Annotated in this window: 20 protein-coding genes; 8 read left to right on the top strand and 12 right to left on the bottom strand. The window is 38.3% G+C overall.

Features of this window, described 5'->3' with window-relative positions:
* Positions 1-135: 135 nt before the first annotated feature.
* Positions 136-2,175, top strand: a complete 2,040-nt coding sequence (locus J2Z81_RS09660) for a transglycosylase domain-containing protein (protein ID WP_226371249.1) — start codon at positions 136-138, stop codon at positions 2,173-2,175.
* A gap of 326 nt (positions 2,176-2,501) precedes the next feature.
* On the opposite strand, the gene J2Z81_RS09655 is transcribed toward J2Z81_RS09660, so the two are convergent.
* From J2Z81_RS09655 to J2Z81_RS09645, 3 genes are all read right to left on the bottom strand, one after another.
* Positions 2,502-3,020, bottom strand: coding sequence for a YwhD family protein (locus tag J2Z81_RS09655; protein WP_226371248.1), 519 nt, complete (start codon positions 3,018-3,020; stop codon positions 2,502-2,504).
* A 74-nt stretch (positions 3,021-3,094) separates the two neighbouring features.
* The gene (locus J2Z81_RS09650) at positions 3,095-3,586 is read right to left on the bottom strand and encodes a YwgA family protein (RefSeq protein ID WP_029269434.1); all 492 of its coding nucleotides are present in this window, start codon (positions 3,584-3,586) and stop codon (positions 3,095-3,097) included.
* Positions 3,576-4,892: an HD domain-containing protein gene (locus J2Z81_RS09645; protein WP_226371247.1), complete on the bottom strand. Its 1,317-nt coding sequence runs from the start codon at positions 4,890-4,892 to the stop codon at positions 3,576-3,578. The genes J2Z81_RS09650 and J2Z81_RS09645 overlap by 11 nt, the downstream gene beginning before the upstream one ends.
* A gap of 112 nt (positions 4,893-5,004) precedes the next feature.
* On the opposite strand from J2Z81_RS09645, the gene J2Z81_RS09640 reads away from it, so the two are divergent.
* The gene (locus tag J2Z81_RS09640) at positions 5,005-5,856 is read left to right on the top strand and encodes a lipoate--protein ligase family protein (protein ID WP_029269438.1); all 852 of its coding nucleotides are present in this window, start codon (positions 5,005-5,007) and stop codon (positions 5,854-5,856) included.
* A gap of 48 nt (positions 5,857-5,904) precedes the next feature.
* Here the strand turns inward: J2Z81_RS09640 and pta are convergent, their stop codons facing one another.
* The gene (gene pta, locus J2Z81_RS09635; protein WP_226371246.1) at positions 5,905-6,876 is read right to left on the bottom strand and encodes a phosphate acetyltransferase; all 972 of its coding nucleotides are present in this window, start codon (positions 6,874-6,876) and stop codon (positions 5,905-5,907) included.
* Positions 6,877-7,132: 256 nt separating this feature from the next.
* On the opposite strand from pta, the gene hemQ reads away from it, so the two are divergent.
* From hemQ to J2Z81_RS09615, 4 genes are all read left to right on the top strand, one after another.
* Positions 7,133-7,882 carry a hydrogen peroxide-dependent heme synthase gene (gene hemQ / locus J2Z81_RS09630; protein ID WP_226371245.1) on the top strand — a complete coding sequence of 250 codons (750 nt, stop codon included), beginning with the start codon at positions 7,133-7,135 and terminating at the stop codon, positions 7,880-7,882.
* Positions 7,883-8,257: 375 nt separating this feature from the next.
* On the top strand, positions 8,258-8,680 hold the full coding sequence (locus tag J2Z81_RS09625; protein WP_226371244.1) for a cell wall hydrolase: 423 nt from the start codon (positions 8,258-8,260) through the stop codon (positions 8,678-8,680).
* 29 nt (positions 8,681-8,709) lie between these two features.
* Positions 8,710-9,183 carry a spore coat protein GerQ gene (gene gerQ / locus J2Z81_RS09620; RefSeq protein ID WP_029271330.1) on the top strand — a complete coding sequence of 158 codons (474 nt, stop codon included), beginning with the start codon at positions 8,710-8,712 and terminating at the stop codon, positions 9,181-9,183.
* A 112-nt stretch (positions 9,184-9,295) separates the two neighbouring features.
* Positions 9,296-9,547, top strand: a complete 252-nt coding sequence (locus J2Z81_RS09615) for a hypothetical protein (protein ID WP_029271332.1) — start codon at positions 9,296-9,298, stop codon at positions 9,545-9,547.
* Here the strand turns inward: J2Z81_RS09615 and J2Z81_RS09610 are convergent.
* The 6 genes from J2Z81_RS09610 to J2Z81_RS09585 all read right to left on the bottom strand — a co-directional run bounded on the left by J2Z81_RS09610 (position 9,542) and on the right by J2Z81_RS09585 (position 14,558).
* Entirely contained in the window at positions 9,542-9,910 is a 369-nt protein-coding gene (locus J2Z81_RS09610; protein ID WP_029271334.1) for a DUF423 domain-containing protein, read from the bottom strand. The two genes, J2Z81_RS09615 and J2Z81_RS09610, sit on opposite strands and share 6 nt — an antisense overlap.
* A gap of 27 nt (positions 9,911-9,937) precedes the next feature.
* On the bottom strand, positions 9,938-10,225 hold the full coding sequence (locus J2Z81_RS09605) for a YwdI family protein (RefSeq protein WP_029271336.1): 288 nt from the start codon (positions 10,223-10,225) through the stop codon (positions 9,938-9,940).
* A gap of 336 nt (positions 10,226-10,561) precedes the next feature.
* Positions 10,562-10,717 carry a hypothetical protein gene (locus J2Z81_RS09600; protein WP_198020955.1) on the bottom strand — a complete coding sequence of 52 codons (156 nt, stop codon included), beginning with the start codon at positions 10,715-10,717 and terminating at the stop codon, positions 10,562-10,564.
* A 171-nt stretch (positions 10,718-10,888) separates the two neighbouring features.
* The gene (locus tag J2Z81_RS09595) at positions 10,889-12,478 is read right to left on the bottom strand and encodes an FMN-binding glutamate synthase family protein (protein WP_029271338.1); all 1,590 of its coding nucleotides are present in this window, start codon (positions 12,476-12,478) and stop codon (positions 10,889-10,891) included.
* A gap of 133 nt (positions 12,479-12,611) precedes the next feature.
* A complete protein-coding gene (locus tag J2Z81_RS09590; protein WP_029271084.1) occupies positions 12,612-12,914 on the bottom strand; it encodes a phasin family protein in 303 nt (100 codons plus the stop codon).
* 12 nt (positions 12,915-12,926) lie between these two features.
* Positions 12,927-14,558, bottom strand: a complete 1,632-nt coding sequence (locus J2Z81_RS09585) for an ABC1 kinase family protein (protein WP_226981316.1) — start codon at positions 14,556-14,558, stop codon at positions 12,927-12,929.
* A 204-nt stretch (positions 14,559-14,762) separates the two neighbouring features.
* Here J2Z81_RS09585 and J2Z81_RS09580 point away from each other — a divergent pair, with 204 nt between their 5' ends.
* Positions 14,763-16,109 carry a YjiH family protein gene (locus J2Z81_RS09580; protein WP_226981315.1) on the top strand — a complete coding sequence of 449 codons (1,347 nt, stop codon included), beginning with the start codon at positions 14,763-14,765 and terminating at the stop codon, positions 16,107-16,109.
* 136 nt (positions 16,110-16,245) lie between these two features.
* On the opposite strand, the gene J2Z81_RS09575 is transcribed toward J2Z81_RS09580, so the two are convergent.
* Both J2Z81_RS09575 and ku read right to left on the bottom strand, forming a co-directional pair.
* Positions 16,246-17,268 (bottom strand): acyltransferase family protein, encoded by a 1,023-nt coding sequence (locus tag J2Z81_RS09575; RefSeq protein ID WP_029271090.1) that lies wholly within the window; start codon positions 17,266-17,268, stop codon positions 16,246-16,248.
* 223 nt (positions 17,269-17,491) lie between these two features.
* Positions 17,492-18,334 (bottom strand): non-homologous end joining protein Ku, encoded by an 843-nt coding sequence (ku, locus tag J2Z81_RS09570; protein WP_226371242.1) that lies wholly within the window; start codon positions 18,332-18,334, stop codon positions 17,492-17,494.
* A 733-nt stretch (positions 18,335-19,067) separates the two neighbouring features.
* On the opposite strand from ku, the gene J2Z81_RS09565 reads away from it, so the two are divergent.
* Positions 19,068-20,870, top strand: a complete 1,803-nt coding sequence (locus J2Z81_RS09565) for a DNA ligase D (RefSeq protein ID WP_226981319.1) — start codon at positions 19,068-19,070, stop codon at positions 20,868-20,870.
* Positions 20,871-21,144 lie beyond the last annotated feature (274 nt).

Raw genomic sequence — 21,144 nt, 5'->3', positions numbered from 1 at the left:
AATCATATAATTCCTTATTATAGCGGGAAAAGGAGGCTTTTATCAATACTAAGGTGAAAACTCTTCAAACAAGTTTATTTCGTCCGTTTTTTTCCAATAATGATGGTAATGTACTCAAATTGGAGCTGTCATCTTATGAAACGAAAACTTGGCAATTTTTTAAAAAAACATCTGCTTCTCACCGGTATATTAAGTACGATGCTAATTGGATTTTGTTTTATTATCGGTGTCTATTTTATTAGCTTTCTGTTGGGCCCACCGAATTTAATGAACCAACAAAATACCGTTTACTACAGTAATAGCGAAGAAGTCATCGGAGAAGAAAATGGATATGGAAGCCGTTTTCACACAGACTTAGATGAAATATCACCGTATTTGATCGATGCTGCCATTGCTGTGGAAGACCGGCATTTTTATGAGCATAACGGCTTCGATTTCAAACGTATTCTTGGTGCGATTATTGATAATATAAAAAACTTATCTTTAAAAGAAGGGGCAAGCACCATTTCCCAGCAATTGGCAAGGAATTTATATTTATCCCATGAAAAAACATGGACAAGGAAATTAAAAGAAGCTTTTTATACCATACGTCTGGAAATGTATTACTCCAAAGACGAAATTTTAACCGCTTATTTAAATACGATTTATTATGGCCATGGAGCATATGGAATCGAAGAAGCAAGCAATTACTTTTTTAACAAATCGGCAGGGGAATTAGATCTAGCAGAAGCGGCTATGCTTGCAGGTATTCCAAAAGGACCGTCGTACTATTCCCCCTTTAATAACATGGAAAAAGCAACGGATCGCAAGGAACACATATTAGAACTGCTGCTTCGCACAAACCAAATATCGGAGGATGAATATAATAGCGCAATAAATGAAAAGCTGAAATTCGCTAAAACGGAAGATACAGAAGAGGATACGATTGCTCCATATTTTCAGGATATGGTTTTAGAAGAAGCGGCTGCATTATTAGATCATAATAAAGAAGCGGTCCGATCTGGTGGTTACCAAATCTTTACAACGCTTGATATCAAAGCACAAAAAAAGTTAGAGAACGCAGTGGAGAAAACCATTCATCCCGCAAGTGACATCGAAACAAGTGCGATTGCTATGGACCCTAGTAATGGAAGTATTCGTGCATTAATTGGTGGTCGCGATTATAAAAAGAGTTCCTTTAACCGCGCCCATAAAGCCAAGCGCATGCCAGGTTCTACGTTTAAACCTTTTCTCTACTATGCTGCTTTAAATAATGGGTATACACCAAGTACAAAGCTCTTGAGTAAACCGACTGTATTTGAACTCGATAATGGAGAGGTTTATGAACCTAGTAATTTTAATGGATACTATGCAGATAAACCGATTACATTAGCTCAAGCATTAGCCTTGTCAGACAATATTTTCGCAGTAAAAACGAATATGTACCTAGGCTCTGATAAACTCGTTGAAACTGCAAGAGACTTTGGGATCACTAGTAAACTTCCCGCCGTTCCTTCACTCGCCTTAGGAACAGCAACCGTATCCGTAGAAGAAATGGTGGCCGGTTATGGAATGCTGGCAAATGGCGGGAAAGAAATAGCATCACATACGATTGAAAAAATTGTAGATCCCCAAGGGAACGTTTTACTGGATCTTGATGATAAAGAAGGCGAGCAAATACTCGATCCAAAACAGACTTTTATTCTTACTCATTTAATGACTGGTATGTTCGATACAACGTTAAATGGTTATATGGCGGTGACCGGATCAACCATCACAGACCAGCTGACACGCACATATGCTGGAAAATCCGGATCGACAGACGGGGACAGCTGGATGATTGGCTATAGCCCGAGCCTTGTCACTGGTGTGTGGACGGGCTATGACGATAACCGGCCAATAGAAGTTGTAAAGGAAACAACATACGCCAAAAATATATGGGCAACCTTTATGGAAGCTGCACATCAAGAACTGCCAGATAAAAGCTTTAGCGTTCCAGATGGGATTATTGGGGTCCGGATTGACCCAGAGACAGGAAAGAAAGCTACTTCCTATTGTCCAACAAGTCGCATGATGTATTTTGAGAAAGGAAAAGAACCAAAAAGCCATTGTACAACCCATTTTCCAGGTGGGAAAAATAAAAAAGAAAAAGAGAAGAAAGGCAAACTGGAGCGACTATTTGATCTATTTAGGTAATAGATAGAGAGGGAATGTTTCACATAGCTGCAGCGGGGTTTCTAACGGCACAAACAATAGGAACAAACGCTGATGATTTGTTGCTCGAGTACGTAACCTTATTGCGCGAGTACATTCCCTCATTGCGGGACCCGTAACCTCAAGCACCATCGTCCAATACAATGAAAAAGAAGCCGACTCCATATAAGGTCCGTCTACCTTATTGAGTCGGCTTCTTTATTGTCCTAGTAATACATGAGTAGCCCATGTACCAATTATTTTACAAATTTCTGATGTAAAGTACAAGATTTTCGCTAAGTATTCATGGTTCAGTCACAAAATGTTCATTATTTTGGAAGTGCTTCTTTTAATTCATCCGTCGAATTATTCCACATGTCTTCGTCGAATTCTACAAGAAAGTCACGCAGTAGCTTTTTTGAATGGTCATCCATATGCTCTACAACGATTTTACCTTTTAATGATTTTTCCATATGTGTTACATGCTGTGGCATTGATTTATACGCACGTTTATTTGGTTTGTCAACAAGCAGCTCACTTCCGGCCACACCAGCAAAATATGGTCCATGATCATTTTTCTCCACTGTAACCCAAACGATCCAATACAATCTTGGGTTTGGTACTTCGCTGCGATCATTTAAATATTTAACACGTCTTTCGATTGCACTTCTTGCGTGCATCGCATCCATATCCACATATGCTTCATTTCCGTCCGGATCTATAATAACCGGTGACATGTTTTCCAAGCTGATGGAACCCATTCCATATCCGCCATGTCCATCCGTAGAGTCATCTTTAATGATGGTAAATGTATTTTTCTTTTTATTTGAAGATTTATCTGAATTCATTCAAGGAATCCTCCTTCACATTCATTTTCTACATCCATTGTAGCATAGGACACGTCCCCTTTTCATTCATCTGACTATATCACCTCGTCGATAAATCCCCATGCACGTGCTATTTCTTCCGCACTGTATTTTTGTTTCGGCTTCAATTCGTGCACTTTTGCCTCCACATCGCTTTTTTCAAGATCGGCAAAATACAGCATGGTTGCGACGAGTTCAAGGAAACGCGAGCTTTGTCCATTTAGCAAGCTCACCTTCTCTTCCATATCAGGCATATCAAGGCTGAATTGATTTAAAAAATCGTTACCTGCCGAAGTGATTTGATAGTGGTATTGATAATAGTGCCCTTTATCCTCTTTGATTTCGTCAAGAAAATGCAAATTACAGAGCTCTTCTACACGTAAAGTAAGCTCCTCCGAATACGGCCCGTATATATGAAAACGATATTTTTCCTCAAACGGGATGTTACATTGCTGCAAAATATAAATGATTTTCTGTAGTTTCTTTCTTCCTGTCACTTTTGTGGCCACATGAAAGAACTTGATTAACTTAGCATGATTAGTCAACAAGTTGACCCTCTCCTTGCCCATACAGTATTTCTTTGATTTGTTTTTTAAGTTTATGATCCTTTACAGCTTCGAGTAAATCTTTTGGAAAATATAGTTTATGGTCTGTTCGCTTTTTACCTGAGATCGACTCGACAATATCCGAATGGCGAGATAATTCCTTCAATTCATGATTAGGCATTTGCAAGTGAATTGGCAAACGCTCTTCCTCTTCTCCAGGTCGATAAAAATCATACGGCAAATCAGATGAAGAGTCAACAACCAAATAATAATCTGGATGAATGCCCACATCCTGGAACAGACGATATAATTCCATCCACTCCTTCATCTGTGTGTTCGGATTAAATTCAATATATTTAAATAGACGACGGTTGATAAACCTTTCGCACAGATCATATAAAATGAAGTCATCTTCCTCTAGCCATGACTGAAAATAATAATAAACTACTGCTTCATCCAACCGCAAATAATCCCTTAACGTAATTTCCTGATTAAAAAATGACTGGAAATGGGTCGGTTTTAATTTAAATGTATAGCCTGTCTCATATAAAAATTTTACCCGATGTAAAATCTTCGATAAAATAACTTCCGCGCTTCTCGTTACTGGATGAAAATAGACTTGCCAGTACATCTGATAGCGGCTCATAATATAGTCTTCCACCGCATGCATCCCAGTCGATTTAATAACAACCTGGTCCTCAATCGGGCGCATCACTCTTAAAATCCGTTCCATATCAAAGTGACCATAACTTACACCAGTGTAATATGCATCCCGCTGCAAATAATCCATCCGATCTGCATCAATCTGACTGGAAATCAGACTTACAACTAATTTGTCAGCGTACGTTTTTGCAATAACATCTGCGACTTGCTTTGGAAATTCAGGACTAACTCGTTTTAAAATACGGTGAATATTCGTATCCTCCAGGATGATTTTCCGAGTAAACTGCTCATGATCCAGTTTAAATACTTTCTCAAAGGAGTGGGAAAACGGGCCATGGCCTAAATCATGAAGTAGTGCCGCACAAAGGCTAAGGATGCGCTCTTCCCTATTCCAATGCGGATAATTCGTAAATTTCCCAATCATCCTTCGAACAATTTCATATACACCTAAGGAGTGATTAAAGCGGCTATGCTCTGCACCATGAAATGTCAAATACGTTGTGCCTAACTGTTTAATTCGACGCAACCGCTGAAATTCTGGTGCAGCAATTAAATCCCAAACAATGCGGTCCTTCACATGCACGTATCGATGTACAGGATCTTTAAACACCTTTTCTTCATTTAATTGTTCATCTTTATATGCCATCCTGATTACTCACCCTATTTCTTTTCATAACTTCACTTGTGTTATATTATATATTAGTTGACCAAAGTAAAAAAGAGATACTGACAACAAGCGAGTAGAAAAAGGAGAAATTATGAAGAACTGGAAAGAAATTATTCAACATGGAACTTTTCGTTACTTCGACCATTCAGGTAACATCGATTTTCACAATAAACCTTATACAGCATTGACATCTTTTGCCATTGATGATGCACTTGCTCATTCCGTTAGTGATCAACTCTCACCTCCCGTCATGCGTCTATGGGTCCATCCAAACACCGTTGTACTTGGAATACCAGATGCACGTTTGCCTCAGATTGAGGAAGGTGTGAAGCAATTAACTGCGGAAGGTTTTCGTGTCATTATCCGAAATTCAGGCGGACTCGCTGTAGCGCTTGATGAAGGAGTTTTAAATATCTCCCTTGTTTTGCCCGGTGTCAAACACATCTCTATTCATGACTGTTACGAGGCGATGGTTAGCTTTGTGCAGCATATGCTTCGCGATTTAACAGATAAAATACAAGCTTATGAAATCGTCGGGTCCTATTGTCCTGGTGACTATGATTTAAGTATCGATGGGAAGAAATTTGCCGGCATTTCACAGCGGCGCATTAAAGATGGAGCATCGATTCAAATCTATTTAGACGTAGAAGGAGATAGTTTCGAGCGAGCAGCTTTAATTAAGCGATTTTATGATAAAAGTAACATTTCCCAAGCATCCCGATTCGCCTATCCGGAAATCAAACCGGAAGTAATGGCATCGTTATCCACATTACTAAATCAACCATTGACGGTGGAAGATATGAAAAAACGCGCACTGGGTACACTAAAAGAACTATGTGACACCATTGTTGAGTCCAACTTTACAAACGCAGAATATGTCACATTTCAAAAACGATATGATCAAATGATCAAACGGAATGAAAAAATCGCTTGCCTGCAATAAAATAAAAAAGAAGCCTGCAGGAAATACTTCTCACTGCAAGCTTTTTTCTTATTTTGCCTGTGCGGCAGTAATCAATGCTAATTTAAAAACATCCTCTGCACTACATCCTCGTGATAAATCATTTACCGGTTTGGTTAACCCTTGAAGTACTGGTCCAACCGCTTCAAATTCACCTAAACGTTCAGCAATTTTATAACCGATATTCCCTGCTTCCAGGCTAGGGAAAATAAATACATTTGCATTTCCTTTTAGCATAGCATCCGGCGCCTTTTTCGCTGCGACACTAGGAACAAATGCCGCATCAAATTGAATTTCGCCGTCAATAACAAGTGAAGCATTTCGTTCTTTGGCAAGTTTAACCGCTTGCTCTACCTTTTCTGTTTCCTCCGACTGGGCGGAGCCTTTTGTAGAGAAACTAAGCATGGCGATTCGTGGATCTATATCAAATAATTTTGCAGTTTCTGCACTTTCCATCGCTATTTCTGCCAAGTCTTCGCTCGTCGGGGCAATATTTATCGCACAATCCGCAAATACATATTTCTCTTCTCCTCTGACCATAATGAATACACCAGACGTCTTATTGATTCCTTCTTTTGTCTTCATTATCTGTAAGGCAGGGCGAACCGTATCCGCTGTAGAGTGTGCAGCACCACTTACCAAACCGTCTGCTTGATTCATATAAACAAGCATTGTTCCAAAATAGTTTTCATCACATAATTGTTTTTCGGCATCCACTTTTGATACTTTCCCTTTACGCCTTTGCACAAAAGCTTCGACCATTGCATCAAACTGCTCATATCGGCTCGGATCGATCAATTGACAAGCATCGATATTCACACCCATCGTCTCAGCCTGTTTCATTACCTTCACTTGATCACCAAGCAGAATTGGAGTCACCATTCCCATTTTGCTTAACTTGCTAGCGGCTTGCAAAATTCTCGCGTCCAGTCCTTCTGGAAAAACAATACGTTTATCCGTCTGTTGGATTTTCGCCTTTATATCATCAAATAGATTACTCATTCATTATCCCTCCTAAGAAACAGGTCTTCCTATTTAAATAATAATCGATCTTCTTCTCCTTTTAAAGAAACTTGGCGCTTGGCAATTTCGACAAATCCATGACAGCCGTATCTACTTTCATGCTAAAACCTTGGCAAGCCACGTCTCGTGCTATTTTTGCCCCCTTTTTCCTAAAAAAGCTTTTCCATGAATATTGTATCCCAATTATGATATAGTAAAAATATATTCATACTTTATTACATAAGGAGAGATTATGATGGTCGAAGCAGTAGAAACCATGGATGGTTGGTATAGTTTACATGATATGCGCGTCATGGATTGGACTTCTTGGAAATTAGCATCAAGTGAAGAAAGAACAGCAGCAATCGCTGAATTTAAAAACCTGCTCACAAAGTGGGAAGACGTAGAAGAAGCTGAGAACGGAAGCCATGTTATGTATCAGGCTATCGGACAAAAAGCAGACTTCATGTTTATGTTCCTGCGCCCGACAATGGAAGAATTAGCTGATTTGGAAACAGCTTTTAACAAAACAAAGCTTGCTGAGTTTTTAATTCCTTCTTATTCATACGTTTCTGTGATTGAACTTGCTAAATACCGTCCACAAGAAGACGGTGTTGACCCAGAGACACTTCCAGAAACACAAGCACGATTAAAACCAATTCTGCCTAAGTGGAACCATATGTCTTTCTATCCAATGAGCAGACGTCGTGAAGGCAATGATAACTGGTATACACTAGAAAAAGACGCTCGCGGTAAACTTCTTTATGAACACAGCAAAACCGGTCGTCAGTATGCTGGAAAGGTAAAACAATTTATTAGCGGATCCATTGGTTTTGATGACATGGAGTGGGGAGTTACCCTATTTGCCCACGATGTGTTACAACTAAAGAAAGTTGTCTATCAAATGCGCTTTGATGAAGCAACAGCCCGTTACGGAGAATTCGCTGAATTTTTTGTTGGCAATCATTTGGCTAAAGAGGATCTGGCTGCATATTTACACGTATAAACACCCTTTTCAAAGGCTGGGACAAAACCCCAGTAAATGTAAAAGAAGTTCGGGAGTCCCGTCTCTAGATGGAACTCCCGAACTTCTTTTTTTTACTTTTCCGTGCGATTTATACTTATTTAGCAATCCCGTTAACTTGCACTGCAGGTGGCTGCTTTCCGCGGGCACGGCCTCAGCCTCCTCGCATGAATCAGATTGTTTTGCCGCTGGATTTAGAAATTAAAGGACCGATGATCGAACCCATTTTTACTTATTCTTGGCTAGTTATGTCCCAACCTTTTTATTTTTACTCTTTCCTGTCATATCGATCAGACCTTTTACATAATCATTACTAGTAGACTTTGCATCAAGATTGAACAAAAGTGAGGTGTTTTTGTGGCAGTTGTTGCTCACACCGAAAAAGACGTGAATTTACTGGCACGGTTAATGCGCGCCGAAGCAGAAGGGGAAGGCAAACTTGGAATGCTAATGGTTGGAAATACAGGCATCAATCGCGTTATCTCGGATTGTTTGGATTTTGAAAGTTTAACATCGATCAGGGATATGGTTTTTCAAAGCCCTGGTGGGTTTGAAGCAACGCAAAAAGGGTACTTTTACCAACGTGCTCGTGAAGTTGATAAACGATTAGCACGGAGGGTTATTCAGGGAGAACGTTTCCATCCAGCCACTAATACGCTATGGTTTTTTGAGCCACCCGGGGCCTGCCCAGCGCAATGGTTTAACCAGTGGAATGTAGGGCGCTATAAAGCCCATTGCTTTTATGCACCTTCATCAGCTGAATGTCCTGCTGTTTATTAGTGTAAAAAGATATTTCAGGAGGTTTTTTTATGAGTGAAAAGAATCATCATGTAAATCAGAGTTATCCAAATTATTATTACCCGCCTGCATCTCCTATGTATTATCCACCTGCATTTGGATACAGGCAAACACCGCCAAACCAGAATCAAAACCAGCAATATCCACCACAATATCCACTATATGCTCAAACGCAACAAGGAGCTGGGAATAACGCACAAGGCATGATGCCGATGGAGCAATCTTATATTGAAAACATCCTTCGTTTAAATCGGGGAAAAGAAGCTACTGTCCATATGACTTTTGAAGGAGATAACCAAAAGATATTTAAAGGAACTGTCGAAGCTGCTGGAAGGGATCATCTCATTTTAAGTGATCCGCAAACTGGAAGAAGATATTTATTATTAATGGTTTATCTCGATTATATTACTTTTGATGAAGAAATTAATTATGCTTATCCATATACTAGTTCCGCAGGGCAAACGGCCACGTACCCTGCAAGATAATTGATACTCCCGATAAAAAAGGGTGACGCACGAAGTCGATCCAAAACGTTATCGATCTTGTGGTCATCCTTTTTTACAAGCATTATGTTTTACCCTAAAAGGGGCGTTGCAAATGAAACATCCATATGAAAAATTTATGAATATCGAATTAGTATCTATCTTGCTTAGTATTTTAGTTGGTGTTGTTGCGTTTATTCAAGGCTATTTATTCCTCATCTTTTTAGCACTTTATCTAGTAGTTATCAGCTTGTCTTGTGATGCACTCATTAAATGGTATACCCATTATAAAAATGAGGCAATCATGCAATTTGTGCGATCTGGCATGCTATTTTTGCTTACGACTTACTTACTGTTAAGCCTATAAAAATTTAACGATAGCATATCCGAGTAATACCCAGCCGACTAAAAAAGCTACACCACCAAACGGTGTTATCATTGCAAGCAATTTTACACCAGTAGTTGAATAAAGGTAAAGACTACCGGAAAATAAAACAATCCCTATGAAAAACATCCATCCGGACCAAAGCAAGCCATTGCTTTGAATTTTTGCAAGCATTAGTCCTACGACAAGTAATGCCATTGTATGAAACATTTGATAATTGACCGCTTTCTCCCAAATTCCTAATGACTTTTCGGAAATTTTACCTTCTAAACCATGCGCTCCGAATGCTCCTAATGCTACAGCTAAAAATCCATTAATAACGCCAAGTAGTAGAAATAACTTCATTTTGTACACGCTCCGTTTCTTTCACGTTTAAAAATCAAAAATTGAGTTTCCATTGGCTTCTTCATGATCCATGCTTTGCTTTTGAACTGTCTTATATTCACTGGATTGCCGTGATTGATTTCCAATCATTGCTTTCATTTCTTCCTGAGAGATCGCTTTCGAGTTAGACGTATCCGTTTCCTGCAATAATAAATCGCATAATAATTGAACATGGGAAACATGTCTTTTCATAACTTCTTCCTTTTCGTGAAATTTCTTCGCCTTTTGTAATTCCGCCATCATTTTATTTATAACGGCTTGATTGGTTATTGCCACCATGATCACCCTTTCGGATCTTTGCCTTTCCAATTATAACATGAATCGTTTCTATTTTCTTTTCATATATGCTTGAGCTGACCAATGAAAATAAGCCCTGGGGTTATCCCACGGCTTATGCTTTCTCTACATCTCTATGATAATATATAAAGATAATCCTTAACATTAAGTAAAGTTCTTCTATGTGATGAACATACCGTATCAACAAAGCCTGTTTTATCGATTCTGCTGCCCATTCGCCAAACTGAAACATGCATGACTCCAAAAAGCCATTCCTAAAATCCACACACCTATAGCTACATTCATTCACAGCAACATCTTATGACCTTGGTTTTCTTAAACACTCTGACTTTGCAAACGTTTACATTCGTCTTTCTCTTGTTCCTTTTTGTAATTATCATACATCCATTGCAGAAATTCCTTTTCTTTCCCTTGCAACTGTCTGCCAAGTTTCTTCCTTGTATCCTCACATACTTTCAAGAAGCTTTCCATAAAGTTAAGATACCCCCTCAAATTGAGTGACCTTATAACACTTTTTTCCATTATAACCCGGTAGCACTAGGATAGCAATACAATTTTTATAAATTTACAAAATTTACTGATAATATGACGCAATTATACAAGACCTGTAAATTTGCGTCATATCACCATATGGGGGAATATTTATACGATTTTCTCATAATCTGGCGATGAATGAACAGAATGAAATTGATCTTTATACACAAGATGCTCTCTTGTGAATTTGGTCGGGCTGTCAATACCAGCAGTAGCAGCCATTTCAAAAACGCCTTGTCGTATAGCAACTAAATAATTGCATACACGGTACTTTTTCTCTTCTACACTTAACCCATTTTGCAGCTTGCGGTCAGTTGTAGCCACACCAACAGGACAATTATTTGTATGGCAAACTTGAGCCATAATACACCCAACACTAAGCATAAACCCTCGGGCAATATTAATCATATCTGCTCCTAAAGCAAGAGCCATTGCAATTTTGTCAGGGGTAAGCAATTTCCCTGAGGCAACCATATGTGTTTGATCTCGGATTTCATACTTTTTCAATAAATCATCAACGAGAGGCAAAGCAGCAAATGTTGGTAAACCAACCGATTGTGCTAATTCATAATACGTTGCACCCGTTCCTCCATCTCCTCCGTCAACGGTAATAAAATCTGGTACAATCCCAGTTTCCTTCATCGCTCGAACAAATTCTTCCACTTGACTTTCATTACCAACCACGATTTTCGTTCCTACTGGCTTCCCACCCACATCGCGCATTTTTTGAACAAATTCAAGCAATCCTCTGCTGTCTGAGAATTCCCTGAATCGATTCGGGCTATCAATTGTCGTCCAAGGTTTTATTTTACGAATTTCTGCAATTTCCTCTGTTACCTTTTCACCTTCTACGTGACCGCCTCGGGTCTTTGCTCCTTGTCCAAGCTTCAATTCAAATGCTTTTACTTGTTCGATATCGCTTTTCTTCTTAAATTCTTCCCATGAAAACTCTCCATCATCTGTTCGTACCCCAAACAGCCCTGGACTTATTTGCATAATCAGGTCCACATCGCCTTTTAAATGATACGGGGACAGACTTCCTTCTCCGGTATTCATCCAGGTTCCTCCAGCCATTCCCAAGCCTTTGGAAAGTGCTGTAATCGCATGATCCCCCAAGGATCCGAAGCTCATTGCTGATTGACCAATAAATCCTTTTATCTGGAAAGGCTTTTCCACCGTATCTTTACCAAGGACGATCGCCTCCTCATCCGGTAAATAATACGGGTTTAAAATCCCTTCTTCATGATGTTCCTTCCTGCTGAAAAGCTTCTCATTATCTATATGATATAATCTCGTTCTTATCTTAGGCTCCTGCTCCAGCTTCATTTCCTCTTTTTGCTTTGGAAACATATGATTTACGATATACAACCCAGATTCATCAAAATCACGTTCCGATCCAAATCCGATCATCCGGTCATTATATTTCGCCGCCTTATATACATATTCAAATTCCCCCCGGTTAAAAGGTTTGCCTTCATTATTATTATTAAATAAATACTGACGTAATTCAGGTCCCATTTTCTCAAGAATATAGCGCATTTTCCCTAAAACAGGATAATTCCGTAATATGGAATGTTCACGCTGCTTCTGATCATGGAAAAAAACACGAATAAACAGAATTAGTGGAACAACAGCCACAATTCCCATGAGAATAATAATTGTAATTAAAAGATCGACTACCACTTTACATTCCCCCATTTACAAAACAATATCAAAAAGTCTTTATATGTACACAAAACCCTCCTTCCCATTTCACCCTGAGACTAAACATAAAAAAACCCCCAAAAGTTAGTTTTCTACGTTAACTTTCGGGGGGTACCGATCCACTCTTTTATGTTTCCTTATTCACTTTTTCTTCCAGTTCTGTCAACCGTGCTCTTAGCTCATCGATATCATCTTTTGTTGCTATTCCCATATCTTTGACGATTTTCTTTGTTTGTTCAAATTGCTTTGTATTCCATTCTTCACTTTTCTGTTCGCCTTTTTCTACAAAGTCATTTAATACTGACTTTGCTTGTTCTTGCGTTAACTCATTTTTTTCCACTAGCTCTTTTAATTTGCTGTCCAATTTCTCCTTCCCGCTAACTGCTGCACCAAGTCCTAATAAAAAACCTTTTTTTAACGTTTCATTCATTTTTTATAGCACCTACCTTCTCGATTGAATCATATAATAATGTTTGACTAAACTTGCGAATAATATTAGAAAAAAGATACCAATGGCAGAAATACTAATCGTCTCAAGTATCGCCAGCGCAAAGTGATTAGCATAGATGGCAAACCCCATGCTGATTAATAGCATGATAAAGCTAGTTATTTCGACTAACAAATAATAATGATGCTTAAGCTTTGCTTGTTGCTTTTCTCTGTCCCACTGCCTATCTTTTTCCCCACTCTCTAACCAATTTAGCATAGCTTTTGGAAAAGAGAAAGCGGGTTGAACTGTTTCTTTTGCAATTTGCTTATAAACGGATTCGGTTATACTCCTTCCCCCAACCCACTCTTTAATCTTTGGCTTTGCCCATTTTTTCAAGTCAGCTTCCGGATAAAGATTGACCAGAATTCCAAAAATAATGGAAATAGCTCTTCCTAAATAAAGATAATCTGCAGGCAGTTGAATTGGCTGATCTTTAATAATATGGCGAACATCTTTCATCAGCTGATCTATCACTTGCGTATCCATTCGCTTCATCGATCCATCTTCATACATTTCAACTGTATGCTCAAGTATTTTTCTCAATTTCCGCTTATTCGCATTCGGTAAGATAAAATTCATTTCCTCAAGTATTTCAATCACATTATCATAATCATCGGTTATTAAACTTTGAATAAGACGCTTAAAATAATGTGTATCCTGCTTCCTTATTTCTCCTACCATTCCAAAGTCTATAATGACGATTGTTCCATCCTGCTGCATTAATATGTTCCCTGCATGCGGATCTGCATGAAAATAGCCATTACTTAAAAATTGATCGATATAAAAATAAAATAAAGATTTCGCAGTCCGCTTCGGGCTGATTTGGTGTCTGTTTAAGAAATGAAGATCTGTAATTTTCGCACCATCTACCCATTCCATAACAAGTACTTTTTTTGTACATAACTTTTTATAATACCCTGGAATATAGATAGAAGATTTGTTATGGTAGCGTTCTTTAAAATAAGTTCCATAATGTAATTCCTGTTCAAAATCCAGTTCTTTCGCCATGACATAAATTAACTCTTGATAAAGCTCGCTTAAATCTGCCTTTTTACCGAATGATGTAAAAGTGGAAATGATCCAAAAAACAATCTTCAGTGCTTTAAAGTCCATGTGAAAAATATCTTGAACCCGGTACCGCTGTACTTTAATGGCGACATCTGATCCATCTTTTAATGTTGCCCGGTATACTTCTCCTATCGATGCTGAAGCTATCGATGACTTGCTTATTTCTTTCAGGTGGTGATCAAGGTTTGCGTTCCACTCCTTTTCCAGAATCGCTTTCGCATAATCAAAATGCATCGCAGGAACACGATCAACAAGTCCTGTTAATTCTTTAATAAATACATCTGGCATGATATCTGCTCTTGTACCTAGAAATTGACCTACCTTTATCAATACACCACCCAGTTTAATTGCATTTCTTCTATATTCTTTTGCCATTTTAATCAAAAGATTATTCCATTTTTGTTTGGTACGTTCATCCCAAATACGATTCCGTATATGAAAAGAATAAATTTGATAAATAAATTTAACTGTCATCCATACAATGATTGTAGTGCGATAAATAATATTGTATTTCAAAGCATTCCTCACCTTCAGCATCTTAATAAACTTTTCCCGCTACACCATTCACAATAAACACTGATTTATACGATAGTGTATGTAAAATAGCAAAAAAAATGAAAGCCTTAAAAAATCTAATTGATTTTATAATCAGCACATTGTATAATTATACATTATAAAGAATATTTATTCTTACGCACGCACTTCAAGGGGGAGACAACGTTGGGGAAGAAATATAAAATAACAGATCATTTACGATTTATTATTCCTTCATTAATTGGCATCTTCTTTTTTATGGTACCAATTAAAATGGAGAATGGATATACAATACCAATTGGATTATTAGCAGATTGGATTCAAGGTGAGCTTGCTGATCAACTATCTGCTATTATGATGATCATTATTGTGCTTACAGCAATCATCACGATAATTGCTAAAATAATTGGCGAAGAAACAATGATGAAGACCCCGTTTTTCCATCAATTGTTTTACGTTAGTCCTTTTTGGGTGATTACAAGAGTCATTGCAGCTATTTTTGCGATCATGGCCTTTTTTCAATTAGGACCCGAAGCCATTCACGGAGAAGCCACAGGACAGGAACTTTTAGACGGGTTATTACATGTTTTATTTGCTGTGTTTTTATTTGCAGGTCTGATCTTACCATTGTTAATGAACTTTGGATTACTGGACTTTTTTGGAACATTAATGACGAAAGTGATGCGTCCCCTTTTTAAACTACCCGGACGGTCATCCATTGATACCTTAGCATCATGGATTGGCGATGGCACAATTGGTGTTTTGCTTACAAGCAGACAATACGAAGACGGTCTTTACACGAAGCGTGAGGCAGCCATTATCGGAACAACTTTCTCTGTTGTATCCATTACATTTACGCTAGCTGTTATCGGAGAAGTCGGCCTTGAGCACATGTTTGTTCCATTTTACTTAACCGTTCTTATTGCCGGATTTGTTGCTGCTCTTATTATGCCGCGTATTCCGCCATTATCCCGTAAACCAAATACGTATATAGATGACAAGTCTACTGCAGTAAGTGAAGAAATTCCAGAAGGTTATAACGCACTTTCCTATGGTTATGAAAAAGCTATTGAACGAAGCAAAAAAGAAACAAGTGTTTATAAATTTTTCAAAGAAGGCGGACAAAATGTGCTGGACATGTGGATGGGTGTCGCTCCTATCGTTATGGCCTTCGGTTTAATTGCACTGATGATCGCTGAATATACACCATTCTTTCAATGGTTAGGCATACCATTTGTACCGTTGCTTGAATGGATGCAAATTCCAAATGCGCAGGAAGCGTCTGAAACTATTTTAATTGGGTTTGCTGACATGTTTCTGCCAGCCGTTATTGGCTCATCCATCGATGCAGAAATAACCCGTTTTATTGTTGCTGCATTATCCGTCACACAGCTCATTTATATGTCTGAAGTCGGCGGTGTTGTGCTAGGATCCAAAGTACCTGTTTCATTTAAGGATTTATTCATTATTTTTATCCTAAGAACGATTATTACACTACCTGTGATCGTTATTATCGCTCATATTATATTCTAAAATAAAAAAACGGAATGCCGATCGTCTTAGCACGACTAAGATCAGTCACGCATACCTTTATATCCCAATTTAAAAATAGCAGGAGTCGCAGTGACCCTGCTATTTTTTATCGAAATGGTCTGTTCTACAACTTCCATTAGGATTCTGATTGTGTTTTGTTCTTTTCATCATTTTTTGGCGATACTAAGTTTTTAATCATCGATGCCTTTCCCTCGATAAAAGGCTGCCAAACACTTAACATTGGTTTACTTGACAATAGAAGCACAATTGCTGCTGCTATCACAGAAAGTCCTAGCAAATCTAACATGTTATCTACCTTAAATAACTCAGCTTGACGGAAATACTGAATGAAAAATCCGTGCAATAGATAAACATATAATGTTCTCGTACCTAAAAAGGTTAACCAGCCATTCTTTTGAGGAACCCATGCCAGTATACTCATTGCCATGATTACTGATGTAGCATATACCAATAAACGTGCAAGTCCGCCATATTCCGGCATTCCTAAGTCACCATACGATTTAGAAGCAAGCAGCCATCCAGAGTTCAGATCAGGTGCAATATAAATAGCGGCTGCTACAATAACCAATACAACCAGGGAAGCTATTTTTACACTTTTACGCTTCAAGAACATCACATGATCTTTTGTCAGCCAGTAGCCGATTAAGAAAAATGGAAAGAAGACAAAAGTCCTGGACAAACTGAATGTATGCCCGATTTCTCCAAAATATCCGACGAGTAACCCTAGTAGCACAGCAAGCGTTACACCTAATGCCGCTGGTATTTTTTTAAACCAAGACAAAAGGATATGCCAACAAAACAGACTAAATAAAAACCATAAAGACCAGTGTGGATAAAACATTCCCACTTGCCAATTTTCTTTTCCGATAAAGAAGTAATAGCCTGTATAGAGGAGTTGGAAAATAATATAAGGAATCAGCAGCTTTTTAGCTAGATTTACGATATACTCCTTATTCCCGGATCCTTTTGCAAAAAAACCTGCCAAAAAAATAAATGCTGGCATATGAAATGTATATATCCACAAATATAGCGTATTTATTTCATGTGATGCGTCAATGAAGGGTTGAATCATATGGCCAAACACCACTAAAAAAATCAATATTAATTTCGCATTATCAAAATATGCATATCTCTTCATGTTCTTCATCCCTTTACAATCGTACTATATTCAATTATATTTCTTTTTTTTAGCGTTTTAAACCAAATCCATTTAAATTACTCCGATTTAACACATCTGTTATTATCTTGTAAACAAAATGAGAAAATGAGTCTGATTTGTAACACAATTCAAATCGAATATGCATGTCCACTAGGAAGAATTGTCCAATAAAAAATGCCCCCTTCTCCTGGAGGCATTTATGTTAAGATGTAGCCTTTTTCTTTGAAGCAGTTGTTTTTCGCTTCGGCTGTTTTGGTTTTGGTTTATCTTTTTTAGCTTTATCCAACGAGGCTTGGAGTGCATCCATTAAATTAGCCACATTATCCGGCTCTTGTTTTCTTTCTTTCCCTGAAACGACTTGCTCTTTGTTTTTCCGCTCCTCAATTAACTCAAGCAAAGCAGTTCGATACGCATCGTTATATTTTTCTGGATCAAATGTCGTTGTTAATTGCTCAATCAGCATTTTAGCAGTATCAATTTCCTTTTTATTCACATTTGTTTTTTCCGGTACATTTGGAACATCCTGTGTATTTCGTACCTCATCCGGATAGTGGATCGTTTCTACAACTAACGTATTCTGGTAGATACGGATGACGGCTAATTGTTCCTTGGACCGAATCATCATTTTAGCCACGCCTATTTTCCCAGTTTCCTCTAAAGCTGTACGCAATAAGCCATATGCTTTTCCTCCACCCTCGTTTGGGGATAAATAATAACTTTTCTCAAAATAGACCGGATCAATTTCATCCAATTTTACAAAATCCATAATTTCAACAGCTTTGTCTCCCTGCTCTTGCTTTAATGCCTTCAAATCTTCTTCATCTAACTTTACAAATTTATTTTTCGCGTATTCATAAGCTTTAACAATTTCATCATTTTCCACTTTCCGATCACATACAGGGCAAACTTTTTCATACTTAATCGGGGACTCGCATTCCTTATGTAGCTGCCTTAGTGAAATATCCTTATTTTCCGTTGCAGCGTGCATTTTAACCGGAATATTCACAAGCCCAAAACTAATCGTACCTTTCCACATCGTGTGCATAAAAACACCCCTCGTATAGTATATTTAAGCTTTTTTTCAGCCTATTAACTCTTACAAATTTACAAAAATCTCATTGTTGATAACTACGCTACCTTCACTACTGGCGGACGGTTTCCGCGGGCATGGCTTGGGCCTCCTCGGAAGAAACCCACTTCCTGCGGGGGTCTCAAGACTCACGCTATTTCCGCAGGAGTCACCACCACCCGTTCCAGGTAACTCAGTTTGTGCATGAATAGTCTGCTGAGTGCTATGCCAAATACGCTGGACGATTCACGGCTGAGGATACTTCCCTGACACGAAATGGGAATCAATACCTGCGATATTAATTTGTGTTGCTTTTTTTAAACAAATTGAACCTTGATAATCAAATATTTAATTAATATTTTTTTGACATATCACCGCAGGTCTTTCGTTGTTAGTTTTTGCGTTTTATATGCTCTTTATGCAGCTAATGCTGCACGAAAATGGACGTCTTATCCTAAAGTTATCAACAAATGTTTGTGAATGATGTGAACAACTTTTAAAAACCCTATTTCTATAACCCCTGAAATGTGGACATATTTTGTGGATAATTAAGGTTATTCCTGTGGATATTGTGTGTAAGTGCGATAAATGTTTCTATCTTCATCTTTATTTGCCGTTACAGTTGTGGATAAAAAGTTTTGGAAAGACGGTATAAATCACGTGCTAAAGTCGCAATTTAATAAGATGGAGGTGTTTTCCTTTGGACGTTATGAAGCCAATTCCCAGTGAAGATATACCAATGGGAGCGGACTGGTTGTATGAAGTAAAATATGATGGATTTCGCTGTGTAATCCATTGGGAAAAAGAAAAAATTACACTTACTAGCAGGAATAATAAAAGTTTAACTGAAAAGTTTCCAGAGATCGTCTCTTTTTTTCAAGGACAACAATCTTTCATCAATGATCTTTTGCCACTTCATCTAGACGGAGAGCTTGTTATTTTAAATAATTCTTATCAAGCTAATTTTTCGCTCATTCAAAAGCGTGGAAGATTAAAAAACCAAACATCTATCAAGAAAGAAGCTAGCAATCGTCCCGCTCGTTTTCTAGCCTTTGACCTTTTGATGCAGCGAGGGAAAAGTGAAAAAAAGACCCCTTACTACAAACGAAAAAAAATGCTTCAGAAGCTTTTTGAAAAAATGAAGACAGAAAATATCTCCAATAAACCTGCTGATTTCGTAGAAGCACATGCCAATCCCCATCAATTACAAGAAATGATTTTTCATTATAAAGGGGAAGGTATTGTTGCTAAACGTAAGTCAAGCACCTACCTTAGCGGAAAAAAACATCAAGACTGGTTTAAAATAAAAAACTGGCGTGTGATCCACGGATTTCTAACACAGCTACATACAAAAAATGACTATTTTACGGTAAATGTTTACGAACAGGAGGCTATACTGGAAATAGGGAAGTGTAAACATGGATTAAGCAAGGAAACTGCAGCAACACTAAAACAACTCTTTTTAACACAAGGAGAAAAACAAGGAGAAATGTACACGTTACCACCAGCAATCTGCACCTCCGTCCGGACGCTTGATTTGTATAAAGAAGAGATTCGCGAGCCAGAATTTTTGGAAGTATTGCCTGATCTATCCCCAAAATCTTGTACAACCAGCCAATTACATCTGGATATGGCAATGATGCCAAAGGAAGTAGAGGCAACGAATACAGATAAATTATTTTGGGCGCATAAAAATTTAACAAAAGGGGATTTTCTTGTCTATATGCGAGAAATTTCTCCATACATGCTTCCATTTTTAAAAAGCAAGGCATTAACCCTTATCCGATGTCCGGATGGGGCTTTAGAGGAGCATTTTTTCCAGAAGCATCTCCCCCCTTACGCACCTTCTTTTATCGAAAGTTTCAAGGAGGGAGATGAAACATTTATGGTATGTAATGATTTAAGTTCACTTATGTGGTTTGCAAATCATGGTGCAATTGAATACCATATCCCCTTTCAGAACATGAAGCAGATGCACCCTGTAGAAATTGTCTTTGATCTCGATCCGCCTGGCAGAGAAAAATTTGACCTTGCCATACAGGCAGCGCAAATCATAAAGCAACTGCTGAATGATTTAGAGCTTATCACCTTTGTGAAAACGTCAGGCAATAAAGGATTGCAAATTCACATACCGATTGAAGAAGGAAGCATGACATATGAAGAAACAGCCATTTTCACACAAGCGATTGCCCTGACGCTCGAAAAGGAATATCCCCAACTATACACAACCGAAAGAATGAAAAACAAAAGAAAAGGCCGGCTCTATATTGATTATTTGCAGCACGGAAAAGATAAGACATTAATCGCTCCTTATTCCGTACGAAAAACCGTTGATGCCACAGTTGCTGCTCCCCTGTTCTGGGATGAAGTGAAACATGGATTAACACCTGATTCCTTTACACTAAATAATGTGGTGGATCGTGTGCAAACATGCGGATGCCCATTTGCAAATTACTTCTCAGCCGGTAAAAAGCAAAGACTGGATAAAATGCTGGAACTAGTAAAAAAATGATGTTAGGAGATAACTAGCCAAGAAGTGACTTTAATTTTATCAGCAGGTATCCGTTTTCATATCTAGTTGACTCGAACGAAAGGCGGCTGACTCCAGCGAGAACAGCACGAGTCTGAAGACCCCACGTGAAATGGTTTTCTTCCGAGGAGGCTGAGGCTGTGCCCGCGGAAAGCAGCCGCCTGCAGTGCAAGTCAACGAGATTACTAAATAAGTATAAAACGCACGGAAAAATAAAATATAGAAGTTCGGGGGTTCCATCTAGAGATGGGACTCC

It is taken from the genome of Virgibacillus alimentarius (genome assembly GCF_017874635.1).
GTDB classification, from domain to species: Bacteria; Bacillota; Bacilli; order Bacillales; family Amphibacillaceae; genus Virgibacillus_B; species Virgibacillus_B alimentarius.
This window is presented reverse-complemented; position numbering and strand designations above follow the sequence as displayed.

Excerpts from the sequence above, each read along its gene's own strand:
- J2Z81_RS09660 (WP_226371249.1), top strand. The coding sequence starts at position 136 with ATGAAACGAAAACTTGGCAATTTTTTAAAAAAACATCTGCTTCTCACC.
- J2Z81_RS09655 (WP_226371248.1), bottom strand. The coding sequence starts at position 3,020 with ATGAATTCAGATAAATCTTCAAATAAAAAGAAAAATACATTTACCATC.
- J2Z81_RS09645 (WP_226371247.1), bottom strand. The coding sequence starts at position 4,892 with ATGGCATATAAAGATGAACAATTAAATGAAGAAAAGGTGTTTAAAGAT.
- J2Z81_RS09640 (WP_029269438.1), top strand. The coding sequence starts at position 5,005 with ATGAAGAACTGGAAAGAAATTATTCAACATGGAACTTTTCGTTACTTC.
- pta (WP_226371246.1), bottom strand. The coding sequence starts at position 6,876 with ATGAGTAATCTATTTGATGATATAAAGGCGAAAATCCAACAGACGGAT.
- hemQ (WP_226371245.1), top strand. The coding sequence starts at position 7,133 with ATGGTCGAAGCAGTAGAAACCATGGATGGTTGGTATAGTTTACATGAT.
- gerQ (WP_029271330.1), top strand. The coding sequence starts at position 8,710 with ATGAGTGAAAAGAATCATCATGTAAATCAGAGTTATCCAAATTATTAT.
- J2Z81_RS09615 (WP_029271332.1), top strand. The coding sequence starts at position 9,296 with ATGAAACATCCATATGAAAAATTTATGAATATCGAATTAGTATCTATC.
- J2Z81_RS09610 (WP_029271334.1), bottom strand. The coding sequence starts at position 9,910 with ATGAAGTTATTTCTACTACTTGGCGTTATTAATGGATTTTTAGCTGTA.
- J2Z81_RS09600 (WP_198020955.1), bottom strand. The coding sequence starts at position 10,717 with ATGGAAAGCTTCTTGAAAGTATGTGAGGATACAAGGAAGAAACTTGGC.
- J2Z81_RS09595 (WP_029271338.1), bottom strand. The coding sequence starts at position 12,478 with ATGGGGGAATGTAAAGTGGTAGTCGATCTTTTAATTACAATTATTATT.
- J2Z81_RS09590 (WP_029271084.1), bottom strand. The coding sequence starts at position 12,914 with ATGAATGAAACGTTAAAAAAAGGTTTTTTATTAGGACTTGGTGCAGCA.
- J2Z81_RS09575 (WP_029271090.1), bottom strand. The coding sequence starts at position 17,268 with ATGAAGAGATATGCATATTTTGATAATGCGAAATTAATATTGATTTTT.
- ku (WP_226371242.1), bottom strand. The coding sequence starts at position 18,334 with ATGCACACGATGTGGAAAGGTACGATTAGTTTTGGGCTTGTGAATATT.
- J2Z81_RS09565 (WP_226981319.1), top strand. The coding sequence starts at position 19,068 with ATGAAGCCAATTCCCAGTGAAGATATACCAATGGGAGCGGACTGGTTG.